Origin of the sequence: uncultured Winogradskyella sp., from assembly GCF_937958655.1 — a bacterium.
Lineage (GTDB): Bacteria > Bacteroidota > Bacteroidia > Flavobacteriales > Flavobacteriaceae > Winogradskyella.
The window spans coordinates 141707-168623 of record NZ_CALGNH010000025.1; the positions used below are offsets into that span (position 1 = coordinate 141707).

At 33.1% G+C, this 26917-nt stretch carries 26 protein-coding genes, 1 tRNA gene and 1 pseudogene; 10 read left to right on the forward strand and 18 right to left on the reverse strand.

What is annotated here, in order from left to right:
- Nucleotides 1-114 precede the first annotated feature (114 nt).
- Nucleotides 115-966, forward strand: coding sequence for an OmpA family protein (locus Q0800_RS05570; protein ID WP_299128229.1), 852 nt, complete (start codon nt 115-117; stop codon nt 964-966).
- Between the two features lie 101 nt (nt 967-1067).
- Nucleotides 1068-1787, forward strand: coding sequence for a DUF6503 family protein (locus tag Q0800_RS05575; protein ID WP_299128231.1), 720 nt, complete (start codon nt 1068-1070; stop codon nt 1785-1787).
- A gap of 63 nt (nt 1788-1850) precedes the next feature.
- Here the strand turns inward: Q0800_RS05575 and Q0800_RS05580 are convergent, their stop codons facing one another.
- Together Q0800_RS05580 and Q0800_RS05585 are read right to left on the reverse strand one after the other, a co-directional pair.
- Nucleotides 1851-3650 (reverse strand): ribonucleoside-diphosphate reductase subunit alpha, encoded by a 1800-nt coding sequence (locus Q0800_RS05580; protein WP_299128233.1) that lies wholly within the window; start codon nt 3648-3650, stop codon nt 1851-1853.
- A 3-nt stretch (nt 3651-3653) separates the two neighbouring features.
- Entirely contained in the window at nt 3654-4943 is a 1290-nt protein-coding gene (locus Q0800_RS05585; RefSeq protein WP_299128234.1) for a ribonucleotide-diphosphate reductase subunit beta, read from the reverse strand.
- Nucleotides 4944-5768: 825 nt separating this feature from the next.
- On the opposite strand from Q0800_RS05585, the gene Q0800_RS05590 reads away from it, so the two are divergent.
- Nucleotides 5769-6503: a LytTR family DNA-binding domain-containing protein gene (locus Q0800_RS05590; RefSeq protein WP_299128235.1), complete on the forward strand. Its 735-nt coding sequence runs from the start codon at nt 5769-5771 to the stop codon at nt 6501-6503.
- A gap of 7 nt (nt 6504-6510) precedes the next feature.
- Nucleotides 6511-8436: a tetratricopeptide repeat protein gene (locus Q0800_RS05595; protein WP_299128236.1), complete on the forward strand. Its 1926-nt coding sequence runs from the start codon at nt 6511-6513 to the stop codon at nt 8434-8436.
- Between the two features lie 4 nt (nt 8437-8440).
- Here the strand turns inward: Q0800_RS05595 and Q0800_RS05600 are convergent, their stop codons facing one another.
- Nucleotides 8441-9013: a DUF3109 family protein gene (locus Q0800_RS05600; RefSeq protein ID WP_299128237.1), complete on the reverse strand. Its 573-nt coding sequence runs from the start codon at nt 9011-9013 to the stop codon at nt 8441-8443.
- A 91-nt stretch (nt 9014-9104) separates the two neighbouring features.
- Between Q0800_RS05600 and Q0800_RS05605 the strand changes: the two genes are divergently transcribed.
- The 3 genes from Q0800_RS05605 to Q0800_RS05615 are packed head-to-tail and all read left to right on the forward strand — an operon-like array spanning nt 9105 to nt 10510.
- Nucleotides 9105-9686: a MarC family protein gene (locus Q0800_RS05605; RefSeq protein ID WP_299128238.1), complete on the forward strand. Its 582-nt coding sequence runs from the start codon at nt 9105-9107 to the stop codon at nt 9684-9686.
- A gap of 12 nt (nt 9687-9698) precedes the next feature.
- Nucleotides 9699-9899: a hypothetical protein gene (locus Q0800_RS05610; RefSeq protein WP_299128239.1), complete on the forward strand. Its 201-nt coding sequence runs from the start codon at nt 9699-9701 to the stop codon at nt 9897-9899.
- Nucleotides 9899-10510 carry an FAD-dependent oxidoreductase gene (locus tag Q0800_RS05615; protein ID WP_299128240.1) on the forward strand — a complete coding sequence of 204 codons (612 nt, stop codon included), beginning with the start codon at nt 9899-9901 and terminating at the stop codon, nt 10508-10510. The genes Q0800_RS05610 and Q0800_RS05615 overlap by 1 nt, the downstream gene beginning before the upstream one ends.
- Here the strand turns inward: Q0800_RS05615 and Q0800_RS05620 are convergent.
- The 6 genes from Q0800_RS05620 to Q0800_RS05645 all read right to left on the reverse strand — a co-directional run bounded on the left by Q0800_RS05620 (nt 10500) and on the right by Q0800_RS05645 (nt 15436).
- Nucleotides 10500-12107, reverse strand: coding sequence for a S41 family peptidase (locus Q0800_RS05620; protein WP_299128242.1), 1608 nt, complete (start codon nt 12105-12107; stop codon nt 10500-10502). The genes Q0800_RS05615 and Q0800_RS05620 overlap by 11 nt on opposite strands.
- A gap of 30 nt (nt 12108-12137) precedes the next feature.
- The gene (locus Q0800_RS05625; protein WP_299128244.1) at nt 12138-12569 is read right to left on the reverse strand and encodes a dCMP deaminase family protein; all 432 of its coding nucleotides are present in this window, start codon (nt 12567-12569) and stop codon (nt 12138-12140) included.
- Between the two features lie 84 nt (nt 12570-12653).
- The gene (locus tag Q0800_RS05630) at nt 12654-13250 is read right to left on the reverse strand and encodes a HupE/UreJ family protein (protein WP_299128245.1); all 597 of its coding nucleotides are present in this window, start codon (nt 13248-13250) and stop codon (nt 12654-12656) included.
- Nucleotides 13251-13345: 95 nt separating this feature from the next.
- A complete protein-coding gene (locus Q0800_RS05635; RefSeq protein WP_299128246.1) occupies nt 13346-14725 on the reverse strand; it encodes a tetratricopeptide repeat protein in 1380 nt (459 codons plus the stop codon).
- A gap of 380 nt (nt 14726-15105) precedes the next feature.
- Nucleotides 15106-15187 (reverse strand) — tRNA-Leu (locus tag Q0800_RS05640).
- The gene (locus Q0800_RS05645) at nt 15188-15436 is read right to left on the reverse strand and encodes a GIY-YIG nuclease family protein (protein ID WP_299128247.1); all 249 of its coding nucleotides are present in this window, start codon (nt 15434-15436) and stop codon (nt 15188-15190) included.
- A 210-nt stretch (nt 15437-15646) separates the two neighbouring features.
- On the opposite strand from Q0800_RS05645, the gene Q0800_RS05650 reads away from it, so the two are divergent.
- The 3 genes from Q0800_RS05650 to pth all read left to right on the forward strand — a co-directional run bounded on the left by Q0800_RS05650 (nt 15647) and on the right by pth (nt 18137).
- Nucleotides 15647-16588, forward strand: a complete 942-nt coding sequence (locus tag Q0800_RS05650) for a ribose-phosphate pyrophosphokinase (RefSeq protein WP_299128248.1) — start codon at nt 15647-15649, stop codon at nt 16586-16588.
- Between the two features lie 212 nt (nt 16589-16800).
- Entirely contained in the window at nt 16801-17430 is a 630-nt protein-coding gene (locus Q0800_RS05655) for a 50S ribosomal protein L25/general stress protein Ctc (RefSeq protein ID WP_299128249.1), read from the forward strand.
- Nucleotides 17431-17504: 74 nt separating this feature from the next.
- Nucleotides 17505-18137, forward strand: a complete 633-nt coding sequence (pth, locus tag Q0800_RS05660) for an aminoacyl-tRNA hydrolase (RefSeq protein ID WP_299128250.1) — start codon at nt 17505-17507, stop codon at nt 18135-18137.
- Nucleotides 18138-18154: 17 nt separating this feature from the next.
- On the opposite strand, the gene pgi is transcribed toward pth, so the two are convergent.
- The 9 genes and pseudogenes from pgi to Q0800_RS05705 form a co-directional block, all read right to left on the reverse strand.
- Nucleotides 18155-19801: a glucose-6-phosphate isomerase gene (pgi, locus tag Q0800_RS05665; RefSeq protein ID WP_299128251.1), complete on the reverse strand. Its 1647-nt coding sequence runs from the start codon at nt 19799-19801 to the stop codon at nt 18155-18157.
- Entirely contained in the window at nt 19801-21120 is a 1320-nt protein-coding gene (locus Q0800_RS05670; RefSeq protein ID WP_299128252.1) for a peptidoglycan DD-metalloendopeptidase family protein, read from the reverse strand. Before Q0800_RS05670 ends, pgi begins: the two co-directional genes overlap by 1 nt.
- Before the next feature lie 24 nt (nt 21121-21144).
- Entirely contained in the window at nt 21145-22065 is a 921-nt protein-coding gene (locus Q0800_RS05675) for a tryptophan 2,3-dioxygenase family protein (protein ID WP_299128253.1), read from the reverse strand.
- 6 nt (nt 22066-22071) lie between these two features.
- Nucleotides 22072-22866: a DUF3108 domain-containing protein gene (locus tag Q0800_RS05680; protein ID WP_299128255.1), complete on the reverse strand. Its 795-nt coding sequence runs from the start codon at nt 22864-22866 to the stop codon at nt 22072-22074.
- Between the two features lie 287 nt (nt 22867-23153).
- Nucleotides 23154-23372 (reverse strand): annotated as a pseudogene (locus Q0800_RS05685) (4-hydroxyphenylpyruvate dioxygenase); the annotation flags it as partial.
- Between the two features lie 12 nt (nt 23373-23384).
- Nucleotides 23385-23825 (reverse strand): lipocalin family protein, encoded by a 441-nt coding sequence (locus Q0800_RS05690; RefSeq protein WP_299128256.1) that lies wholly within the window; start codon nt 23823-23825, stop codon nt 23385-23387.
- Nucleotides 23826-24255: 430 nt separating this feature from the next.
- A complete protein-coding gene (locus tag Q0800_RS05695; RefSeq protein WP_299128258.1) occupies nt 24256-24744 on the reverse strand; it encodes a hypothetical protein in 489 nt (162 codons plus the stop codon).
- 72 nt (nt 24745-24816) lie between these two features.
- Nucleotides 24817-25302, reverse strand: a complete 486-nt coding sequence (locus tag Q0800_RS05700) for a hypothetical protein (RefSeq protein WP_299128259.1) — start codon at nt 25300-25302, stop codon at nt 24817-24819.
- Nucleotides 25302-26879 (reverse strand): hypothetical protein, encoded by a 1578-nt coding sequence (locus Q0800_RS05705; RefSeq protein WP_299128260.1) that lies wholly within the window; start codon nt 26877-26879, stop codon nt 25302-25304. The genes Q0800_RS05700 and Q0800_RS05705 overlap by 1 nt, the downstream gene beginning before the upstream one ends.
- Nucleotides 26880-26917 lie beyond the last annotated feature (38 nt).

A 26917-nucleotide genomic window follows, 5' to 3' on the forward strand; every position in this document is an offset into this window, starting at 1 on the left:
ATTTTTTTTTGAGTTAAACAAAATAGTAATTAAATCATACATAGATAATCCAAGGCTCTAATTTTGCCGTATATGAAGATATAATTGATTAATAACATCCAAAAAAATTAAAACATGAAAAAAATTTCAATTCTTTTAGTAACCACACTTCTACTGACGGCATGTGTCTCTAAGAAGAAATATATAGCGTTAGAACAAGAAAATGGTGAAATTAAAAGTCAACTAACCAAAACCCAAGTAGCAAAAGAAGATTTAGAAAATAAGTTTGCACAAATACAAGCTAGAGTAGATCGTTATAATAAGAAAATAAATGCTTTAAATGAAAATGTAGAGGGTCTTAAAGTAGAAAACGACATTAAATTAGATGTTAATGCAGATGGATCAGTAATATCTAATGAAGCTAAACGTAAAATGTTAGCGACTTTACAACAGGTAGATCCTGCAAAATTAGCAGAAGCTAAAACCTTAAAGGATTCCATGAACTTAGCAGTGCAGTATAACCTCGCTAAAACTATGGATACGTCTGATTTAAATGAAGATGAAGACATCGCTGTAAACATTAACGAAACCGTGGTAATGATTTCTATTTCTGATAAGATGTTATTTAATACAGGAAGTTATAGAATAAGTAATAAAGCAAATAATATACTTCAAAAATTAGCAGACGTTATTAACTCGGAAGAAAGTATTAACGTAATGGTAGAAGGCCATACAGATTCTAGAACCATTAATACCGAAAAAATCGCTGATAACTGGGACCTAAGTGTATTGAGAGCAACATCTGTAGTAAGAAAATTACAAAACAAATACAACGTAGCGCCAGAACAATTAATTGCATCTGGTCGTAGTAGCTACCAACCATTAGTTGATAATAACAGTAGAGAAAACCGCTCTAAAAACAGAAGAACTCGTATAATTTTAATGCCAAACATTGATAAGTTTTTTGCACTGATGGACGCTAAGTAATCCATCTCTTATATTAAATAAAAAAGCACCCACCCTTGCAGTTAGGGATTGGGTGCTTTTCTTTTTCTTTTTAGTTGTATTTTTAAACAAATACATCTGGTATGAAACATCTATTTATAATTAGTCTATTGCTTGTAGCTTTTCCCTGTTCGGCTCAAAATATAACTGCTGAGGAGCTTTTACAAAAGACCATAGCCTATCACGATCCAGATGGAAATTGGTCCGCATTTGATGGACAATTTACTGTTGTAATGACTACACCTAACTCACCAAAGCGAATAAGTGCTATTAAAATTAATTTACTCAATAAATATTTTAGCGTTAGTGCAAAAAGAGATACTGTTACTACAACATATACCATTGACAAAGACAATTGTATAATGGCATATAATGGTAAAAGTGTAGATAGCATCGTTGCTTCAACACACAATATGTCTTGCGACAGAGCCAAACTCTATAAAAACTACTATACTTATCTCTACGGTTTACCCATGAAGCTGAAAGATCCTGGCACCAACCTTAACGAAACGATAGAACTTAAAACATTTAAAGGTAAAGAGTATTTAGTTTTAAAAGTTATGTATGATGAAGCTGTAGGAAGCGATGTTTGGTATTTTTACTTTAATCCAACCAGCTATGCTATGGAAGTCTATCAGTTTTATAAAACCGATGAAAACGGTAACATAAAACCAGAATCAGGAGAGTATATTTTATTATCTGAAGAAACTCTAGTTAATGGTATAAAAATGCCAAAAGTACGAGCTTGGTATTATAATAAAGCTAATCAATATTTGGGTACAGATACTTTGATTGAGAAATAAAAAAAGCACCTCATTTCTGAGGTGCTTTTTTGTTCTATAAAGATTATTGGCTTCACAGGAATTTTAACCTTCACAACTAGCACATTCTTTCTTTTGTTTAAATTTCTGTGCTGCATTCATACTATGTTGATAGTACAATGACTTTACACCTAATTGCCAAGCCGTAACGTATATTTTATTAATCTCCTTAACTGGCATATCTGGATGTACCATAATGTTTAAGGATTGTCCTTGGTCAATATGGTTTTGTCTATTTGCTGCTTGATAAATAAGTGTCATTTGGTCAATTTCAGAATAGGTCTTAAAGACATCTTTTTCTAAGTCTGTTAATCCTTCTAAGTGTTGTACAGAACCATCATAATCTCGGATACTTTTCCAAATTTCTGGTGTATCCATTCCTTTTTCTACTAACAATGCTTTTAAGAAAGGATTTTTTATTGTGGTCTTTATTTTGGCTATATCCTTAACATAACTGTTAGACCAAATTGGCTCAATACCTTGCGATACTTGTCCTAAGATAAACGCAGACGATGTTGTTGGCGCTACTGCATTTAAGGTAGCATTACGTCTTCCGTAACCTTTTAGTACTTCTGGCTCACCAAATTTTTCTGCTAATTCCTCTGATGCCTTAACCGATTTCTCTTTAATCGTCTTAAAGATTTCACTATTTAAGTTGAACGCTTCTGCACTATCAAACGGTAACATCTTAGATTGCAGTAATGAGTGCCATCCTAAAGCTCCCATTCCTAAGGCTCTATTTTCTTTAGCGAAGTTATACGCCTTCTCCATAAACATAAATGTTTGTCTATCATCTCTATCTGGAGAGTCTCTGTAAACTTCTAACTTTGTTACAAATTCTTCTAATACAGCGTCTAAGAAATAGACCATTGTTTCTACGGCATCTGTATCCTTCCACTTATCATAGTGTAATAAGTTGATTGAAGATAATACGCAAACAAACGACCATCTGTCATTAGTTGGTAACATAATCTCAGAGCACAGATTACTTGCATAAATTTCGTGCTTGTTCTCTTGGTAAACTTCTGGTGCTGTATTATTAGCATTATCTCTAAAGAAGATGTAAGGGTAACCTATTTCCCCTCTGCGTTGTAATACTTTTGCCCATATAGCTCTTTTATCGGTATCGCCATCAATCATTTCTTGCATCCACTCGTTGCCAACAGTTACACCATGGGTTAACTCTTGTATTGGATTACCTTCTGTACCGATCTCTAAAAATTCGTTTATATCATTATGTTCTATAGGTAGGTAAGGGGAAAAACGACCACGTCTCACAGAACCTTGGCTTACGACATCAACCATTTTTTCAAACAATTGCATAATATGTACAGCTCCTGAAGACTCTCCATTATTTTTTACTGGCGCTCCTCTATGACGCAGCTTACCAAAATAACCCGATGTACCACCACCTAGCTTAGACATCATCCCAACTTCGGACTGTGTGTAGAGAATATCTCCCATATCATCAGAAATGTGAGAACCAAAACAACTAATTGGTAAACCTCGCTTTTTACCAAAATTAGACCAAACTGGCGATGCTAAAGAGTAAAAGCCTTCTGCCATGTAGCCATAAAACTTATCAGCAAAACCTGAAATCTTTAAAATTTTCTCAGCATTATCAGCAATTTCTCTAATTCTTGCTTCTGGTGTTGCGCCTTCTGTAAGGTAACCAGAGGATAAAAATTTACGACTATGTTCGGTTAACCATTTAATTTCTGGCTCTTTATTAACCTCTTTAATGGCTTCTTTTCTGGCTTTTATTAATTCATCTTGTGGTGAAGTTTTTGCAGTTTGAGGGTTTACTACTTGATTTTCGAGGTTAAATTTAGTTTCGTTGTTCATGGTTTAAAATAAGTCGTCGCTGGTTATACTTTTAGTTCTTTTGCTGTAGTTAATTGAGCGCTTTACAAAGAAATCTCCGTGCTTAGTACCGATGATTTCATCATCAAACCATTCGGTCTGCTCTAGTAAGCTATGATCAACATCAAAAATCTTATCGATGCCAATACTTTCGAGGGAATTATTAAATCTGTTTTTTATAAATTCATTTATAACATTCTTTGGAAGAAAATCTAACTCACCGGCTTCAAAAATCCAGTCGATAATTTTACTTTCAGATTCAAAGGCTTCTTCACACATCACTTTTACAATGGTGTGGTGCTCTTCACCAAACCATGTTGGATTTTCGGCTTTAATAATTTTAATAACATCAATACCAAAATCGCCATGTATTTGCTCTTCCTTAGAGGTAGCTTCAACAACATTAGAAATACCTTTTAGCATGTTCTTATGTTTATTAAATGCCATTATGATTAAAAATTGCGAGAATAATGACACATGCTCTATAAAGAGAGAGAATAATAAAATAGATTCTGCATATTCTTTCTTATCGTCGCTCTTTGCATTTTTTAAAGCGGTCTCTAAATAATGAACTCTTCTCATTATTACAGGGTTCTTCTTTAGTCTCTTAAATTCATTATTAAGACCTAGAATTTCTAATAAGTGTGAATACGCATCGTGGTGGCGCACTTCACTTTCTGCAAATGTTGCTCCTACAGATCCTATTTCTGGTTTTGGCATTTTCTGATAGATGTCTCCCCAAAATGATTTTACAGCAACTTCAATTTGAGAAATTGCAAGCATTGTATTTTTTATAGCATTTTGTTCTACGATGGTAAGCTTGGTTTTAAAATCTTGTATATCACTTGTAAAGTTAAATTCTGAATGAATCCAATACGAGTGTCTAATAGCATCTACATATTCATTCAACGCTGGGTACTCGTAGGGTTTTAAATTAATTCGTTTTTCAAAAATGTTAGTCTTTCTGCTTCTAGCCTGCTCGTCTCTGTAAAGGATGTACGCTTTAGCAACATCTAAAAACTGGCTATCCATTAATTTAATTTCAACAAGATCTTGCACTTCTTCTACAGTTGGCACATATCTATAATCCTTGCCTTTTCTATCTAATAATTCTTGCATTACATTTACGGCAATTGTATTAGCATCTTCTTTGGTGCCATTACCAACAGACATCATTGCCTTTTCTACAGCATTAGAAATTTTATTTAAAACAAACGGATTTGTTTCATAATCTCTTTTAATAATTTCTGTAATCTCTAACTGTTGTGTTTCCATAATATATCTTTAGTTTTGAGGCTAAGAAGGCTAGAGAATAATTAAATAATTACTCTAAACTTATTTAGCTAATGCTATAATTGTGTTGTGTTTCCTAATTAATGCTAGGATAAAAAAGGACCTGAAATCTTCTAAAAAACAGAGGCTCTTAAATGGGATGTAAAAAGCCGCTATTAAATTCTATTTTTTACTTCGCCCTGAACAAAGATTGATAATTGTTATTAAAATAAAAAGCCTTCATAATAAACAATATCAACAAGTTTTTAACAAATACCTGTATAGCCTATAAAACCTACTACTTATGGGTTTTTTAGACCTATATTATTGATTATAAGGTGTTTAATGAAATTTTCTGAAAAATTACTTGTAAGTATTGTCTTATGAAAAATATAGCTAGCAAGCGTATTTATTGAAGATTTAAGCTGTACCTATTGACAAAATAGTATCACAAAAAAAGAGTGCCTTCAGCACTCTTTTCTTCCTAATAACTAACTAAATAATGAATAAGCTAGATAAATTGCTAGTAACAAATTAACTTTAGAATTCTATCGAAACAATTAACAAATAAAATTCTACCTTATTTAATAGTTTAGATCATAAATGTAAACCCCCTATTTACAGTATTAATGATCTTTTTATACATTAAATATCAGTATTTATTTGACCGATAGATTGAGCCATGTATGGTTGGCACTAAAAATTGTATAATCGGAAAAAAACGAAATATATGAGTTTAGCATTTTACACAAAAAAAACAACATGCTATACAATATAATTTACAACCCATTTAAGTTATACATATATTTATAATTAATTATTTTATTTATGTTAAAAGCTGTAATTGTAGACGATGAGCCAAAGGCCATACAAAGCTTAATTTGGGAGCTTAGTAATTTTAAAGAAGAAATTGAAGTTATTAAGTCATTTACAAGTCCTGAAGATGCTCTAAAATATCTAGCAGACACAACACCAGATTGTCTGTTTTTAGATATACAAATGCCCACTATTGGCGGATTTCAGTTTTTAGAACGTCTAAACGATATTAATTTTGCCGTAATTATAACAACAGCTTACGATGAGTATGCCATAAAAGCCCTAAAACATGACGCTATAGATTATCTATTAAAACCAATAGATTCTGACGACTTAAGAGATACAATTGCTAAAATTAAAAAATATGGTAATCGGCAAATAACCACCGCTCAATTAGAAAGTATTTTATTAAATTTTAATTCTAAGTTTGATAAAAAACGGATTACAATAAATACCGATGGAAAACTATTATTTTTAGACGTAGATGATGTTATTTATGTAGCATCTGATGGTAACTATAGTACTTTATTTCTTAAAGATCAGAAAAAAATAGTAGTAACTAAAAAATTAAAAGAAGTTGACGCTATTTTACCAGAGCATTATTTTTTTAGAATACATAATTCATACATTATTAACCTTAATAAAATAAAAGCTTTTATAAAAAATGAAGGCTATGTTGTAATGGATAGCAACCATAAAATACCCGTAGCTCGCCAACGAAAATCAGATTTTTTAGAAAAATTATAATAAAGCGTTGGATTTAAAAATCACATACCGGTTTACTACATTTTTTATACTTCTGTTAGCAAGTATAACGTGCAATGCTCAAGATTTAGATCTTAAAAATGCCATTAACCAACTAACCCTTAATAGACCTAATACCTATACTGGTATCGATAGTATTTTAAAGCCGTTTAAAAAGGATAGTACAAAAATGAAACGGGTCTTAGAAGCTCTAAAACTAAATGCATTGAATGAAGGGGTGAGCTATACTTATAACTCCCTCGGCATTATAAATAGAAACTTCTCTAATTACCAAAAGTCTATTAAACTTCATAAAGAAGCTAAAATCTATGCAGATAAAGCCAATAATGATGAGCTTAGAATTATAAGTTTAAATATGATAGGCGTAGCCTACCGACGCATGGATGTAATAAAATATGCACTAGACCACCACACACAAGCTCTAAAAATTGCTTATGAAGTTAAAAATCCATCACCCACCATAAGTTATAATATAGCCGTATCACAAAATAGCATTGGTAATATTTATTTAGCTCTAAATCAGTACGATGTTGCTCTAATTCAGTTTAAAAAATCACTGAAGATTGAAGAAGAAACAGACAACAAACTAGGTTTAGCCATCAACTACCACAACATTGGTTATGCAGAAGAAGGTAAAGGAAATTTAGATTTGGCGCTAACTAACTATAAAAAATCATTACAGTATAATGAAGCTATAGATTCTGAAATTGGCAGAATGATATGTGCCAATAGTATAGGTAGTATCTACCTTAAAAAAGAAGACTACCAAAAGGCCGAACCTATAATTAGAGACGCATTAAAAAAGGCGCTAACACTAAATGATCAGTTCTACATAGCGTCTTCATACATCAATTTAGGCCAATTAGAATTAGCGCTTAATCAGAATTCTGATGCCGAAAAAAATCTTAATAAAGGGCTAGAAGTCGCCAACACCTACAGTCTAAAATCATCGATTGCTTCTGCAAGCAAATTACTCTCCGAAATCTATGCTAAAAAAGAAAATTATAAAGTTGCATTAGCGTATTATCAAAATGCTGTAGCTATAGAAAACACCATTCTCACAGAAAAAAATCTACAGTATGTAAATGATATTGTCATAGAGTATGAAAACGAAAACAAAAACAACCAAATAAAGGCTTTGTTTTCTGAAAATGAAAAAGTTAGACAGCGCTTAGAGCGAAACAAACGCATTTTTTGGTACTCCTTAGTAGCATTGGTCACCACAGGTATTACATTATTTATTCTCAACAGAAATAGAACCCTTAAACGCGATAAACATATTCTAACGCTAGAGCAAGACATGCTGCAAAGCCAAATGAATCCGCATTTTATTTTCAACTCTCTTAATTCTATAAAACTTTATATAATTAACAATGACAAGGAAAATGCAGTGTATTATCTCAATAAATTTTCAAAATTAATTCGTAAAATTTTAATTGCTTCAAAAGAAAAGGAAACCACCCTCAAAGACGAATTAGAGACCATGAAGTTATACATGAATATAGAAAATATTAGATTTGACAATCAGATAGATTTTACAATTCATATTGATAAAACGATTAATACAGAAGTAAAAAAAGTACCGTCTTTAATACTCCAACCCTTTTTAGAAAATGCACTTTGGCATGGTTTATCTTCAAAAAAGAAAAACAAAAAAATAAACCTTAATGTGTTAAAATATTCCGATGATTATATCACCGTAGAAATTGTTGATAACGGCATAGGCAGACTTGCCTCAAAGAGAATTAACGATAGTAAAAAGCTAAAGCGAAAATCTCTAGGTATTGGTATTACCAAAGCGCGCCTTGCTAATTTTTCTAAAGCATTTGAAAATTCTTATACACTAACTATTGATGATTTATACGATGGTGAGACACCTAGTGGCACAAGTGTTACGCTCAACATTCCGGTTTAGCCTTTTATTTACCAAAATTTTGTTGTGCCACCTTCTCTAACTCCGCATACCAGTCTTCACCAAATTTTCTTATCAGTGCTTCCTTTACAAATTTATAAACAGGAACTTGTAATTCTTTACCAAGAGCACAGGCATCATCACAGATGTCCCAGTTTTCATAATTTACTCCAGAAAATTCAGAATAGTCCTTAACTCGTATTGGGTAAAGATGGCAAGACACGGGTTTTTTCCAATTTATCTCGCCTTGGTTGTAAGCTTCTTCTATACCACAGAGCGCTGTATTTTTTTTATCAAAAATAACATACGCACACTCAGCCCCATTTATTAAAGGTGTCTCTAAATCACCAAAAGCTGTTTTTACAGACGTACCTGCTGCTTCTATAACCTCGACACCCTCTTTTCTTAAAAATGGTTTAACCTTAGGATAGATGTCCTCAAGAATTTTTACCTCCTCTTTCTCTAATGGCGCACCTGCATCACCTTCTACACAACAAGCGCCTTTACATGCAGATAAATTACAGACAAAATCTTTATCTATAATATCCTCTGAAACTATTGTTTTTCCTAGTTGAAACATAGCACAAAAATAGTTAAACTTTACAGTAATTTAATATTGAAAATTCCTAATTAAATCTCACCTTTGCCGTGAAATTTAAAGAATAAGTGTTATGCAATTAGTTTTTAAAGATATTTTCACTGCTTTTATGGTTCTTTTTGCTGTAATTGATATTATTGGCAACATCCCTATTATTATTGATCTTCGTAAAAAAGTTGGTCATATCCAAAGCGAAAAGGCTGCACTTATTGCAGGTGTTATTATGATTGTATTTTTATTTGTTGGTAAGAGTTTACTAAATCTTATTGGTATTGATGTTAATTCTTTTGCAGTTGCTGGTGCATTTATCTTATTTTTTATTGCTTTAGAAATGATTTTGGGTATTACCTTATATAAGCAAGAAGATAGCAACGCAATAACAGCTTCCGTTTTTCCTTTAGCCTTTCCTTTAATTGCAGGTCCTGGTAGCTTAACTACCCTATTATCTTTGCGTGCAGAGTTTGCTACAGAAAATATTATTGTAGCCATTATTTGTAATGTTATTTTTATTTACATAGTCTTAAAAACATCTACACGAATAGAACGTATTTTAGGTTCTAATGGTATTAATATTATAAGAAAAGTTTTTGGCGTAATTTTGCTTGCAATAGCTGTTAAATTATTTGCTACCAATATTAAAGCTTTACTTATTTAAAATAGATTCACTATGAAAATTTTCACTTGGATTCTTACTATTATTGCCGTTGGACTTGTTATTTACAATGCTACCAAACTAGATTTTAACGCCTTATTTAAAGGCGAAAGTTATAGTGCCGTACTTACCATTATTGCTGGTTTGTGTGCAATTATTTTATTACAAATTCTGAGACTATCTAAAAAAATAGACACACTTAGCAAAAAACAGTAATGAGTTTTGATGTTTTAATTATAGGTGGTGGTGCCGCAGGTCTATCTTGTGCCTTGGTATTGGGTTCCGCAATAGACAAACCCTTTGCTAAAACTAAGTCTATTGGTATATTAACACATCAAAAAACATCGCATCTACAAAACGCATTATTTAATAATGTATTGGGATTAAAACCAGGCACTCTAGGACGAGATATTTTAATACAAGGCACAAAACAACTTAAAACACTTTATCCTCATATTACACAAATTGACAAAGAAAAAGCAACTTGTGTAAAGCCTCTGGCAAGTGGTTATACTGTTTTAACCAACAAAAATAAATACCAAGCTAAAATCGTTGTGATTGCTGTCGGCTACACGAGTCTTATGACTATTAAAGGTCTCGAAAAATTTATAGAGCCTCACCCAAGAGCAGCTATTGAAAAAGATAGAATTTGGTTAAAAAACAATGATCACCTCATAGAAGCTAATTTATATGTTGCTGGTACTTTAGCGGGCTGGCGTAGTCAGTTTGCTATTGCTTGTGGCAGTGGGTCTCATGTGGCAACCGATATTTTAACCCGTTGGAATAATGGTAAACACACTAAGGTACACGACAAGATTACTGTTTAGCATCTGAATACTGAGTGCTTAATAAAATAACTTCTTGTACCATAACATCGTCCTTATTAAGTATTTCTTCAAAAGCATTATCATCAAATAATTGTTTGGCTAAAGTTGCCTTAATCAATCGCTTTATTTGATCATTGTAAGCCACAAATGTAATATTGGTTCGCTCTTTTACATTTACATAATCTTGAAAGCGAATTACAATATCATCACTAACTTCAAAATTATTTATAAAATCATACTTTGCAATAGTATTATAAATAGTTCTATCCTTATCTAGTTCTTCAAAAACAAAGTAACCAAAATGCCCTCGTCTACGCAGGTAATTTATAGTTTCGTTATCAAAAGAGCGATCAACTGGTACAAAAATATCTGGTATAATACCACCACCACCATAAACCACTTTTCCTTTAGGTGTTGTAAATTTTAAGGAATCGTCAACCTGTATGTTATCTTCATCTACTAATTCGCCAGTTCGTAAGCGCTTGTAATAATCATTATAATACGATTTGTTATCCCCATTGGCATAGGGCTTTTGTATGGAACGCCCAGTTGGTGTATAATAACGAGACACCGTTAAACGGACGGCACTTCCATCTCCTAAGGCCATTTCTCTTTGCACTAAACCTTTACCATAGGATCGTCTTCCTATTATGGTTCCTTTGTCGTTATCTTGTAAAGCACCTGCAATCACCTCACTTGCAGAGGCTGAGCTCTCATTTATTAAAACATAAATTTCGCCATCTTCAAAATCTCCACGCCGTGTAGCATAGGTATGTTCCTCTCGCCCTTTTTTATCCTTAGTAAATAAAATAAGTTTATCGTCTTCTAAAAATTCATCAGCTATTTGTTCTGCAACTCCTAAAAATCCCCCTGGATTATCTCTTAAATCTAAGGCTAACTTCGTGGCACCTTGGTCTTGCAATAAATCTAGAGCAGATTTAAACTCCTTGTAACTAGATTCTGCAAAGCGATTCATTTTTATATAGCCTAAATCGTCTGTAAGCATATAGGCGGATTCAACACTTTTAATTGGTATGTCTTTACGCTTTACTTCAAACTCTAACAGCTCATCATCACCTCTTCTATAAACGGTTAATTTAACTTTAGTGTTTTTATCTCCCTTTAGCTTTTTTGAAATGAGGTCTGTAGTAATTTGTTTTCCAAAAATAGTATCGCCATCAGCCAATAGAATTCGGTCTCCACCAATAATCCCAGCACGTTCACTGGGCCCGTCCTCTGTTGGTTTTATTACGGCTATGCTATCTCTATACGGATAATAATTAATACCAATACCAACAAAATCACCTTTCATGTTTTCGGTAATTCTTTGCAAATCTTCTTTTGGAATATAAGTAGAATGTGGGTCTAAATTATCTAAAATACCATTAACGGTTACATCTACAATACTATCAGTGTCCACATCGTCTACATACTCATAATCTATGTAATCAATTAATCTGTTGAGTTTATCTTTTTTACTGTTTGTTGAGAATAAATTATCCGATGTATCGGTGAAATTTAATTTTCCACCTATAGCAACACCTACCGCAATTGCAGTTCCTATGATTAACGGTATGTATTTATTTTTTGTTGCCATGCTATTTTTACAGAAATAAGGCGTTTAGTTTTAAGCCTTTAAATCTTCAATAAAATCTAATTTAATACCAGCTTTGTTTAAAAAATCTAGGCCAGAATTGTCTTTATAAGCTTGTGAATAAACAACTCTAACGATACCCGCTTGGTGAATTAGTTTACTACACTCCTTACATGGAGATAGTGTTATGTATAGTGTAGCTCCTTTGCAAGATTGTGTTGAAGCTGCAACTTTTAAAATAGCATTAGCTTCTGCGTGCAAAACGTACCACTTTGTATAACCCTCATCATCCTCGCAATAATTATCAAAACCTGTAGGCGTCCCATTGTAACCGTCTGAAATAATCATACGATCTTTAACAATAATAGCTCCTACTTGTTTGCGTTTACAATGTGATAATTTTCCCCACTCTTCTGCCATACGGAGGTAGGCTTTATCATACCGTAATTGTTTTTTATTAGCCATTAAAACTTATTGTACAAAGTAAGTAACGAATATAAACCGATAGAATTGTATAAGCAATTTACTTGCCATTAAAGTTTTACAAATTTAGGAAACGCTTAACAGATTGCTAGCCATAACCATAGGTATTACTAAACCAATAACTATTGCAGAAAGTACCATAACCCAATCTCTACGTGAAAATCTAAATAGTGTTTGAAACAAGAAGCCTAAAAATAAAACTATAAATACAATAACAACTTGTGCTATTTCAATACCTAGTGCAAATTCAATTAGTATTTCTAATATATTTTCAGATTGGCCAGCAAACATTTTAAACGCTCTGGCAAATCCCAGTCCATGTATAATTCCAAAAAACAGGGTTGCAAAAAATAATAAGCCTACCTTTTGACCTCTATCCTTTTTGCCAGCCGTAAATACGTTATAAATTGCCGCTATTAGGATGGTTACAGGAATTAAAAATTCTACAAGCTTTCCATTTACATTTACAACACCGTACGCTGCTAAAACTAAAGACAAGGTGTGCCCTAAAGTAAACATAGAAACTAAGAGAAGTACACGTTTCCAATCTTTAAACACATAAGGAACAGCTAAAATCATTAAAAAAAGTACGTGATCGTAAGCCTTTGGGTCTAGGACGTGGTTAATGCCATATTCTACATTAAACCAAAAGTTTTCAAACATAATTAAATCATTTGGGATGTCTCAAAGTTACGATTAAATATCAAAAAAAACCGTATTAGTTCTGTAAGCTATTTTTTAACAAAACTATAAATTATTTAATCTGGAACCACGATAGATCGGTTAATCCAACATTCTATTTTAATGGTTTTTCCAATGGTACCCAAGATGAATCCTTTCTCTTTTGATGGTGCTTTGGCTAAATAATTAGCTTCATACTGGTTGGCTATTTCTTGGAGTGTAGGATCAACTTTAGATGCTTTTTTTACCTCTTTAGCCGCTAACCAAAATACTGCTCTTTTGTGGTAGTTGTCTTTACCACAGTCTTTAGCACTTTTAGCATACATCTGACTGATCACTATATGAGGTTTACCATTGGATGGATTTAACCTTAAGGCTTGTAGTAAATATTTTCTTGCCGCAGAATATCTGCCTTTATCTTTATAAATATCAGCAATACGAATAGCCATATTCGATTTTTTGTAAGGTCTAGTTTCTAATTCGTAAGCTTCTTCTAAATATTTGAAAGCCTCCTCATCTTTTCCCTTTTGGAATAATACTGTAGCTACAAAGAGCTTGGTATCAGCTGAAGGTGAAACCTCATCGTATTGTCTTACAAGTTTTTCATAAAGCTCATTTTCTGTACATTTTTTATGATATAATCTACTCACTGAACGCTTTAACCAAATAGAATCATTTTGATATGCATCTAAGTCTTTAGTGTAAAGCGGAATTAAATTACTACAATTAGCTCTTTTATCCACTAAAGCCTTAATATTGTTTTGGATAAGCGTATAATTTTTAAGATAACTTTCGTAGGCTCTTTTTTTATTTTGCTCGCTTTTATTTAGACTTCCTGTCTTTTCAAATTCTCTTATTATAGCATTAAGCTTTTCTGAATAGTTCTGAATTTCACTATCAATTTTGTCATTAATATCATCATAACTATTAAATAATTCTGAACCTGTTTTTTTACCTTCATCAAACAAATCAATAATCAATGAAAAATAGGTGTAGAGGCTTTTAGGATGCGTAAAGGTTTGAGAATCATTTTTAAAAGCTATATCAAAGCAGTTGTATAAAGCTGTTTCATTTGTTTGCAATTTATCCTTATGTTGATATAATAATTGACAAGCCTTAGCCGCATATTCACCGCTTGGTGTAGTATCTGAGAAATGACGCTTTCTTTTCTCCCATAACTCTAATAGCATATTAATAAAGTCTAATTTTACATCGCCCTTAGTAGATTTAATTTTATGCTCCAGTATTTTCTCTCCATCGGCATAAATAGCTCTATTTAACTCTGGGCAATTTTTATACACAAAAAGCCAAGGCTCATAGGCCTTATCATAGTTTTTCACTTTTACATCTTGGTGTAATAGTGAAAGTTTGGTTTTACATTCCATCTCCTTTTGAGCACAAATTGTGCTAAGGCCAAGAATTAACATTAGATATAACAAGGATAACTTTTGAGTCATAATAAATTTGATTTACAGTTAGTTAACCCTCTTAAAGCCACAAAAAATATACCAAATCCTTAAAACGCAAACGCACCAAAACAAAAAAAGCAAGCGTTTTTAATTTCGCTTGCTATTTAATTTTCTGTGCTAAAGTTGATATCGTTAAGTCAGCAGAACTCAGACCATAATTAATACTCTAAATATTTCTTTGATAAAACAAAACCCAACAGTAATGTTGGGTTAGTACCTTGGGTGGGAATCGAACCTGCCTGACGGTAGGCTGGCCCACACTTCCGAAGAAACTGGATTTTGAATCCAGCACGCCTGCCTGTCGACAGACAGGTCTACACGCATTAGCTTAACTCTTACTTATAAAAAAAACAATGCCGTTAGGTTAGTACCTTGGGTGGGAATCGAACCCACACTTCCGAAGAAACTGGATTTTGAATCCAGCGCGTCTACCAATTCCGCCACCAAGGCTTATTTATTATCTCTAATCTGTCTTAGTTTCTCCTTACCAATTCCAGATTTCCAATATTTCTCTCTCGATCTTGCGTCTTGCCTAGATCCTTTTATAGTTTCACTATAAATCAGTTCAAAAGGTCTATACGCTCTAGTTGTTTTTTCTCTACCTGAATGATGTCTTAAAACTCTATCATCAATGTTCTCTGTCATACCAACATAGATATAGTTTCGTTTTAGACTTGAAATCGCGTAAACATAAAACATATTAAGAACTTAATCTTCCCTGCGCGCCTGCCTGTCGGCAGACAGGTCTACCAATTCCGCCACTTGAGCAATAATGGACAACAAAAATAGAAAATATTTTTTGCCAACACACCAAAAATACATAGGTTTTATACTTTTGCGATTAAATATTTTTCTAAATTTGACACGGTCTAAAGCACAACTATACAACCTTAATTAATTTTTATTCCTATGTCCAATAATATACCAGAAGCTAAAATTTTTACCTGTACTCAAAGCAAAGATTTAGCAGAAAAAATTGCTGCTGCGTATGGAGTAGAATTAGGAAAGGTTATAACCTCTACGTATAGCGATGGGGAATTTCAACCGTCTTATGAAGAATCTATTAGAGGTAAACGTATATTTATTATAGGATCTACGCATCCTGAACCTAGAAACCTAATGGAGATGTTATTAATGATAGATGCTGCTAAACGTGCTTCTGCAAGACATATAACTGCTGTGATGCCTTATTTTGGATGGGCAAGACAAGACCGAAAAGACAAACCGAGAGTACCTATTGCGGCTAAACTTATAGCAAAAATGTTGGAGGCTGCAGGTGCTACTCGTATTATAACTATGGATTTGCATGCTGACCAAATCCAAGGATTCTTTGAAAAACCTGTTGATCATCTCTTTGCATCTACCATCTTTTTACCTTATTTAAAAAGCTTAAACTTAGATAATCTTACTATTGCTTCGCCAGATATGGGTGGCTCTAAGCGTGCTTATGCTTATTCTAAAGCTCTAGGGAGCGATGTCGTAATCTGCTATAAACAACGTGCAAAAGCTAATGTAATTTCGCATATGGAGCTTATTGGTGACGTTACAGGTAAAAACGTGGTTTTAGTAGATGATATGGTTGATACAGCCGGAACATTAACTAAAGCTGCCGATTTAATGATAGAACGTGGTGCAAAAAGTGTTAGAGCCATTTGTACACATCCTATCTTATCTGGTAGTGCCTATAAACGTTTAGAAAAATCTAAACTCGAAGAACTTATTGTAACCAATTCTATTCCTCTAAAACAAAAAAGTGAAAAATTACGGGTTCTAAGCTGCGCTGAACTTTTTGCTGAGGTAATGCATAACGTGCACCATAACCAATCTATAAGCAATAAATTTGTAATGTAATTAAGGCTACTCTAACCTACAACCCATTCCTTGTACGTAAATTAAAACCCAAATCAACGTCTTAAATTACCCTAGGCTCAAAAAATAGTCTCAAAAGGCTAGTATTTTTCTATTATATGTTTAAATTTGCAGCCCTTTAAGGCAAAATTATGCTTAAAAGGATAAAGCCTCAAAATGAGGTCATTAAAAATAATTTAAACAATTTCAAAAAAATGAAATCAATTACAATCAACGGATCTCAAAGAGAAAGCGTAGGTAAGTCTTCGACTAAAACCTTACGTAATGCTGGCCAGGTTCCTTGCGTTATATACGGAGGAGACAAGTCATTGCATTTCTCAGCACCTGAGTTGGCATTTTCTAAACTTGTATACACGCCCAATGCGCATACAGTTGTGATTGCCTTAGATAATGGTGAAACTTACAATGCAGTTATGCAAGATATTCAATTTCACCCAGTAACGGATAGAATATTACACATCGACTTCTATCAAACGTTTGAAGACAAAGAAATTACTATGGAAATACCTGTACAAGTTGTAGGTACTTCTAAAGGTGTCTTAAACGGTGGTGTTTTAAGAAGACCTTACCGTAAACTAAAAGTAAAAGCCATCCCTTCTAAATTACCAGATTTTATAGAGGTAGATATTACTCCTTTAAAAATAGGTAGTAAACTTTATATTACTGAGTTAGAAAATGAAGATTATAAATTCTTACATCCTGATAACACCGTAGTTTGCCAAGTAAGACGTAGTAGACTAGCAGTTGTTGATGACGAAGATGAAGATGAAGATGAAGCAGTAGAAGGTGGAGCAGATGCAGCACCAGAAGCGGTTCAAGAATAAATTAACGTATTTCAAATAATTAAAAGCATCCACTAATAAGGATGCTTTTTTTATTTTTACATAAATACAAAAGGATGTTTGGATTTTTAAAAAAATGGCTTGGTTTTAGCAAAGAAACTTTACAAAATGACGAAGATCAAATGAAAAAATTTTTAATTGTTGGACTAGGAAATATTGGTGATGACTATACCGACACCAGACATAATATTGGTTTTAAAATCCTTGATTTCTTAGCCAAAAAACAAGACATTACTTTTGAAACCGCAAAGCTTGGTGATATTACAACCCTAAAACTAAAAGGAAGAACATTAATTCTCCTTAAGCCCAGTACTTACATGAACCTTAGTGGTAAAGCCGTTAAATATTGGCTGGATAAAGAAAAAATTCCTTTAGATAATCTTTTAATTGTTACCGACGATCTCAATTTACCTTTTGGTGCGTTACGACTAAAAACTAAAGGTAGTGATGGTGGCCATAACGGATTAAAAGACATTCAGAATAAATTACAAACCACCAAATACAATCGTTTTAGATTTGGCATAAGTGCTTCATTTAGTAAAGGCAGGCAAGTAGATTATGTGCTTGGTAAATGGAATGCTGAAGAAAGCACAAAACTAGACGAACGCCTAAACGTGTCCGTAGATCTTATAAAATCATTTGTATTAGCAGGTGTAAGTAATACTATGAATTTATTTAACGGTAAATAACAATCAGCTAATTTATTTTAACGATTTTCCTTATAATAATCTACTAAGCGCTGCGTAGACTCATCATGTATTACCGATGGTTTTTCAGAATTTAACTCACCAAGTATTGTCTTAGCCAGTTGCTTACCTAATTCTACACCAAATTGGTCATAACTAAAAATATTCCAAATAATACCTTGAACAAATATTTTATGCTCGTACATGGCAATTAACTTTCCTAAACTCTCTGGTGTTAACTTTTGAATAAGTATAGACGTTGTAGGCTTATTACCTTCAAAGACCTTAAATGGCAGTAAAGTCTCTATATCTGCATCAGACATGGATTGAGACTTAAGTTCAGCTAATACCACCTTTTTAGTCTTTCCGTTCATTAAGGCTTCTGTTTGCGCAAAATAGTTAGACATTAATTTATCGTGGTGGTCTTTATTACCATGTAAGGATTTAACAAAACCTATAAAATCTGCAGGTATTAATTTAGTCCCTTGGTGTATTAATTGAAAAAAAGCATGTTGTGAATTGGTGCCTGGTTCTCCCCAAATTATAGTCCCAGTTTGGTAATTAACTTTATCTCCTGCCCTATCAATAAACTTACCATTACTTTCCATAATGCCTTGCTGAAGGTATGTTGCAAATTGATTAAGGTACTGTGTATAAGGAATAATCGCTTCACTTTCAGCATCAAAAAAGTTATTATACCAAATGGTTAAAAGTGCTGATATAACAGGTATATTTTTATCAAAACTGGTGGATTTAAAATGGGCATCCATTTTACCTGCACCTTTAAGTAAATTTTCAAAATTGGCATAACCCACAGCCAAACTAATAGATAATCCTACAGCACTCCAAAGCGAAAAGCGCCCACCTACCCAATCCTTCATAGGGAAAATATTTTGCTCATCTATACCAAAAGTCTTTACACTTTCAATGTTAGTAGATACCGCCACAAAGTGTTTAGAAACCGCTTCTTTTGGTAAACTCTCTAAGAACCAAGCTCTAATTGACTTGGCATTGGACAACGTCTCTTGTGTCGTAAACGTCTTTGAAACAATAACAAATAGTGTGGTCTCTGGATTAAGGTTCTTAATTATTTCTTGGTAATGATCACCATCTACATTACTTACAAAATAGGTCTTAAGGTGATTTTTATAATACTGAAGCGCATCTACAACCATTGCAGGCCCTAAATCGGACCCACCAATTCCTATGTTTACGACCGTTGTTATAGCCTTATCTGTATACCCTTTGTGTTCTCCTCCAACTATACGATCTGTGAAATTTCTAATTTTTTGCTTTACATCCTCAATTCCTGGAATTACATTAACACCATCCACAAAAACCTCTGCATCTTTTGGAGCTCGTAAGGCTGTGTGTAAAACAGCTCTTTTTTCTGTAGCATTAATAATATCTCCACTAAAGTATTTAGAAATTGCATCTTTAAGATCTACCTCATTAGCCAGTTGAATCAATAAATCTAAAGTTTCTTGTGTAATTCTATTTTTTGAAAAATCCACATAAAAGTCGTCCCATTTTAAAGAAAGTTGTTCTGCTCTTAATTTATTTGAGTTAAATAACTCATTTAAATGTTTATCCTTAATTGAATTAAAATGTGATGTAAGTTGCTCCCAAGTTTGGGTTTTAGTTGGGTTGGTTGCTTTTAATGCCATTATTGTATGTCTGTATTTCGGTCCTCAGTTATTGTGTTCTCTACATTTATTGGTTCTGCTTCAAGAAAGAAAATATTATCTAATCTTTGCTTAACAGGCTTCATATATTCTAAATAATCTCCTTTTAGACTATCTGAAATTGGTTTTGCTTCAGGAAGCTTTTGTTTAAAAGGGTCTACTTGTCTACCATTTTTCCAAAAACGATAGCATACATGTGGTCCGCCAGAATTACCAGTCATACCCACATAACCAATAACATCACCCTGCTTAACAAATTGTCCTTTTTTTACAGCCTGCCTGCTCATGTGCAAGTACTGTGTTGTGTAGGTATCATTGTGCCTTATCTTTACATACTTTCCATTACCTCCACGACGTGTAGATTCTACTACAGTACCATTTGCAGTTGCCATAATAGGCGTACCAACAGGTGCAGCAAAATCGGTACCTTTATGTGGCCTTAGCTTATAGCCATAATACGCAATACGTCTTTTAAGATTGTACCGAGATGATAATCTGCCAAATTTTACTGGCATCTTTAAAAATGCTCTACGCAAATTTTTAGCATCTTCATTAAAATAATCTACAATATTTTTTAAAGAATCTGTTTGAAATCTAAACGCATAGAGTGAATCTCCGTTATGCTCAAAATAAGCCGCTTTTACATCATGTACTCCTGCATAAACAGTATCATTTATATACTTATCTGTATAAATAACCTTAAATCTATCTCCTGGTTGAAGCCTTCTAAAATCTATGGTCCAAGCGAAGATGTCATCTGCTAATTTATTTGCCAATACTTGGCTCAGTCCTTTTTCCTCTAAAGTTAAAGAAATATTATTTTCAATAACACCAGTAGCTGTTTTCTCAATATACGTTATTGGTTTTGTTCTTTTGTATGCTTGTATAGAATCTTTGAAATCTATCACTACATAGTCTTCTAAATTCTGCTGGTAAATAAACGTTGTAGGTTTTTGAATGCTGTCTTCTTTATTTTCTTTTGAAAACAATAAGGTATAAGGTTTACCAACTTGCAATCTTGTAGCAATGTCAAAGGTATCTTTCGCCTTTTCTGCTATTTGATAAATCGCCGGATACTCGATATTATTTCGCTCTAAGATAATACCAAAAGTGTCACCTTTTTTTACAGTATCTCTTTTGAATTCGTAATTTTTAAGGTCAAACCCAAACTCTAGGATTTTTTCCTCTTCTACAATTTCAGTAATCTTTTTTTCATAAGCTTTCTCTACTGAATTATCTTCCTTACATGCAAATGTAAGTGCTAATATTAATATAAGTACTCCTAGTCGTTTTAACGGCATTAATGCTACTAATTATATATTATTTCACCAATTTTTTAATTCTTGTTCTGTCCATAAATCTGGAAAGAAAATACGTTTCTGATACTTTGGATGCATATACTTTTTCCAATCGCTACCTCCCGTTGCTTCACCATCACCCATACCACTTTCTATATAATGTACGGCAGCATTGTAATGTGCCATAACCCAAGTAACATTAACCGTATAATCAAAATGGCGCATGGCCTTTATCAAATCTTTATCTTTTTGATCTTCAATTGGCAACTCCTTAAAGCGCGTCCATAAATTCTTAGTATTATAGGTTTCCATAAATCTTAAGAATTCATCTTTGTATCGTTTTTCAAAATTAACCAAAAGCGTTGATTTTTTTCCTGTTTTATGGTCTTTTCCTGCTGCTTGCCAATATAAATGCTCAAAAGCATGTAAGTAAGGAGTATTTCTATCAATATCTTTTCTAAACCTATAGTCAATTAAATTAATGAGTTCTGTAGAGGCAAACTCTATAAGTCTGTATTGCGCGCTCTGAAATCCACTTGCTGGTGTAAGTGTGTAACGAAACTTCATATACTGCTCTACCTCCATGCCTTCTCTCATAATATTAAAAGAGGTTGTAAGCATATCAAAATAACGACTAATACGCATTATTTTAGTTTCAAAAAAAACAGCATCTAAGTCTTCTTTTTCAGCAACTTGGGAGATTTCCCAGAGTATCATCTTAAATATGAGCTCATTAATTTGATGATAGGCTATAAAAACCATCTCGTCTGGCAGCGTTGTTCGTTGTATCTGAAGATTTAACAACGCATCGGTCTGTATATAGTCCCAATATGTAATCGGCTTACTATATAGCAAGCCGTATAAATGATCGTCCGTATCTTGGTCTATTTGAGCATACTTGTCTTGAAGTTGTTCAATAATATTGTGATAATCTATTTTTTTAGGCATGAATTTTTAATCGTCAAAAACTAATTTTAAAGAATGTTTTAATCCTTTGTATTTTACAAGGTCTGCACGCAGAGATCCTACAGCTAAATCTGCTTTAATTTTTAATGGAATCCTATTTTTATCTGCACTTACCCATAATGTTAAACTTTCTTCCTCTTTAAAAACACGACCAGCCATAACATAAGGTCTAAACTTAAGTGTTTTTATTTTTACTCTAGATCCGTTGATTTTGGTTTTAATAGTCTCCTTACCAAGATACTTTAGTTTAAACCCAAAATTTTCTTCATCAAAAAACATGTTTGTTTGTATTTCATCACCTTTTTTTAGTGATGCTACATCTATGCTATTTCTTAGATAATAGTACATAGACACCATATCTTGAACATCTTTCTCAGTAGAAAATGTTTTTACCTTTTTGTGCTTTTTGTTGTTAACAACAGCCGTTTGGTTCTGGTGATTAAAATCTATTTCTATATCCTTGGTATGGCCACCTTCATCTATCTTTCTTATAAATTTATAGGGTGCACCAGTCTGTTTATCAAAATAGCTTTCGTATCTGTCTCTAACCTTAAAGAATAAGTTTACCGCACCTGTTGTTTTTCCTTTTCCAACAACATGGTAAACTGGTTTATCGTTTAATTTTTTTTCATTGACTTTTAATGTAGCTTCGCCAGCCTTTAGCCAACCACTGTAGCTCATTTCAAACTCAAACCATTCCCCATCCTTAAAGGCTGTATCTGTTTTAGTATCCGAAGCCTGAAAACCTATTAATAAAGTTAATATAGTAAATATCTGTTTCATAATCCTTGTCGTAAAAGTAAATAATATAACGTAAAATCTTTGTTACAATTATCTTAAATACAATTACTATTCCAAATGTATTAAAACATGAAAACACAAACTGAAAAAAGCATACTCATTTTATTTTTTTATCACTGACTGCTCACATTCTAAAAACTTACTGATGGTATAATGGTATTAATCGGCAAAACAATTTTTTACTTACACAATAGGCTTAGATTGCCATGAATAAAGGTTGGTTTTTTTGTTAGCGTGGTTAGAACTTGGGAGCCAAACGCGCTTTTATCTTATAAGGTACCTCTTTTTACCTGCTCGCGTTCAATACTTTCAAACAAAGCCTTAAAATTACCAGCCCCAAAACCACGGGCGCCCATACGCTGAATAATCTCAAAAAATAAGGTTGGTCTATCTTCTACGGGCTTGGTGAAAATCTGCAATAAGTAACCTTCCTCGTCAGCATCAATCATTATACCTAAACGTTTTAGTGTTTGGATATCCTCTCTTAGCTTGTGGCTAACTTATTCTAGTCTAGTATATGTAAAAGTCACTCTATTGGAAGGTGGTAAATCACCATCAATATTATTAGAAACAGCTATAAATTTTAACGTAGTACTGTTGAGTATCTGTATATTATTTGTTACAGAATAGGTTTCACCTCCTAAGTCATTTTCAGTGGTTAAAATATTACCATCTAAGGCATAATTAAGAGTAATTGTATTGGTATCGCAAAACGTAGATGGATCAAAAAACAGATTTAATGTATTGTTTTGTTTAAACTCATAAATCTGTAAGTGCTCACATTCATCTAACGGTTCCTCATCTGGCCCAAGGCCAAAAACTATGCTATTTAATTGCCATTGTCCAATTATACTATCTGTGATTACATTATCACCGTCGTCTGAATCACAAGATGTAATAATTACAAAAAGTAACAGATATAATACATTAATTTTTTTCATTTTAATTCTATTTTAATTTTTAATAGTCTGAAAGTTTCAAACCTCCCTTCTTCTGATTTTGTGCACTCTTAGGTTATATATCATACTTTCACTAGCATTATTAACACCAAAGACTTATCGTTAAAGTTATACTTTAACTAATTTCTTAAGATTTATAATGTTTATCATATATGCCTAAGGTAATTAAAGTTGCCGATAGCAAGGTAAAATAATGACAACTGTTTTGGCTACACACATTTTGTAATCATACAATATATCTTTAAAATCAGTTTTAACCTCTAAGCTTTTGAGATTATAATCACTTAATACAATACCAAAATTATTTAAACATTTTACTTCTCAATTATTAAATTCTTGGCTATTAATTTGCTTAAAAACGCTTAGACAGATTATTGCAAGAAATAACGTCATTTTCTTGTTAAATGGACTTTTAATCTAAACAATTACCGTTGCATGGTATGGCGTTATTGTAGTCTTCATCAGTTAATACAAATTCGAAGATGTTATTGCCAATATTCGTATAGTTGCCACTTCTTAAAAGGTTTCCGTTAATTGGCCCTGAAAATGAGTCTGGAATGTCGTCATCATCGCTATCAATGCGTGTGTACTCCATTTTTCTTTCATTTTCATATACAATAATAAGTCTAAATGATGCGTATGATTGACCAGGTCTTATGCTCTCAGTATCATTTAAAGCATCAAAATTGCTTCCTTCAATTGTATCTCCTCTAAAAAACTGATTATCAAGAACGATAATATCTTGGAATATTTCATTATTAAAGATATCATAAAACCTAATTACAGTATCAAATCCAGAATCATTTCTTATCTGATAAGTTCTTTCCCACATTGGTGACTCAGATGGACAACTCATTAATACAAAAAATGATATAAATAGAACTGTTTTATTAATTTTCATATTACCAATTATAAAAAGTTTCAAACGGTTTTTGTACTTATATGCATGAGGATAAAAATCCCCGTAGAGCTATTAATCTAAACAATTACCATTACAAGGTATGGCGTTATTGTAGTCTTCTTCGGTTAATACAAACTCGAAGAAATCGTTGCCTATGTGGGTATAGCTTCCTCCTCTTAATAGGTTTCTGTTAATTGGTTCCGAAAAAACAGTATTTCCATTTTCATCTAAATTCAATGAATGAATCATGAATCTCTCATCATCAAATACGACAATAAATCTAGAACGACCAAAAGATGAAGCTGGGATAACATTATTTGAGTCATTTAATATACTGAAATTTGAGCCAAAAGCTTTGTTGCCCGCATATATCTCATTGTTTGATAAACTCACATCTTCAAAGAAGCCTATACCCTCGAAGCTCTCAAAGGCACGGATAGTTACTACATAAACTGTATCGTTTCTTACCTGATAAGTTCTTTCCCACATCTCAGACTCGGACGGACAACTCATCAATGCAAAAAATGCTAACAATAAAATTTTATTACGAATCTTCATTATTGCCAGTTATTAAAGAGTTCAACAAGATTATTGCGTGTTGGATTATTTAGATCTATGTTAAATATCCTATTTCTCCAGTCACCCCAAGAATTTGAACCATTTAATGCATCTTCAAGTTGATTTAAAGTATATCCATTAACTCTATCGATAGGGCTCTGCGGGAGAAATAAACTTTGATTATTAATTGGTAGTCCATAATTCCCTTCTACCATATCTATACCTGCTGATGTATAGTGCTCTTCTGCTAAAGTTTGATTTTGTAAGTTATCACCCCTATATGCATAGGTAGCTACATTAAACTGCTGCAAATAGCGCCTTCTTGTGAAAAGTGTTTCCACAGTTGTAGTCCATGTTTCTAACAATCTTCTATTATTGTCCCTTACACCCTCTGTAAAACCTAAATCCGTAAAACCTAAAAATGAATCTTGTACAATATCATCGTAATTAATTGGGTCTAAATACCAATGAGCGGCATGTGCTAATTCATGTATTGTAGTGCCATAGATCTCATCCGAATCTCTTCCATAGGCCTTTATATGAATCTGTGCTAATAAACCAAATGTCAGTTCTGCCCTAATATGAGAAAAAGAAGATGGCACTCCCCAAGGAGCTGTCTCTCTTGCTGCAATTTTTAATTGCGGAACAAATAGTCCACCATTCTCAGGTGGTGTAAAAAGACCGAATCTATCACCGTAATAATAATCATGTGCGGCTGTGTGTATCATCCCGTGGTATTCATCATCATCTCCTCTTATATTTTTAAACCAAGGCCTATCTTTTACTTTAGGCCCTCTTGTTTCAGCCTGAAATAGAGACCCTTTTCTTATGCTATAATGGTAACGCTCCCATTGAATTACATACCTTGCTCTACCTCGCAAGGATTTTGTTGAGAAATTACCATTAGCGTCTGTGATACCTTGCCTTACAGTAAACCATTGCCTCATTAATACTTGTGCACCACGTAATGGAACATAAGACCCTTGGATATCATCCAGGTCAATGCATACTGTACCATATACATATTCTGGGCAATCTGTAAATGTACCATCATTGTCTGTGCAACCCGAATAATCAACCTCAACTACTGTATATTGACAAAATTGGCCTCCTGGTGTAGTGCCAGCAATACCATCCCATAGCGTTATAGTGCCCGAAGGCCTCCATTTACGACCAAAAATCCATTTTGCCTGAGAGGTATTTGGGTCTATGATTTCCCCATTCTCACTTAACAACTCTTGCTCTTTACCCACCAATACATAAGCTTCAAATAAAAGATGATGAAGTAAATCTTCTTCATTATTTATCTGTGTCTTTGTAGTAACTGGTTTTTCTATTGGGGGATTAAAAAATATATCTTCCTCTGGTATATACAATTGAGCCAATTCTTCATGGTTCACACTAGGTAAAGATTGAGCTATTGGTACGGTAGTAAAGTACTCGGGTATCTGCCCTTCACTTAATTGTGGTCTAGTATCATGAAATGCATCATCAAATTCATAATCTAACGGATGATCAGATAATATTAGTGTAGAATCTTGTTTTAACAGTGCCAATTCTTCTTCTGTTTGAGGCATAAATTTTATGTATTTATGAGTGGTTCTTATATTTAGCT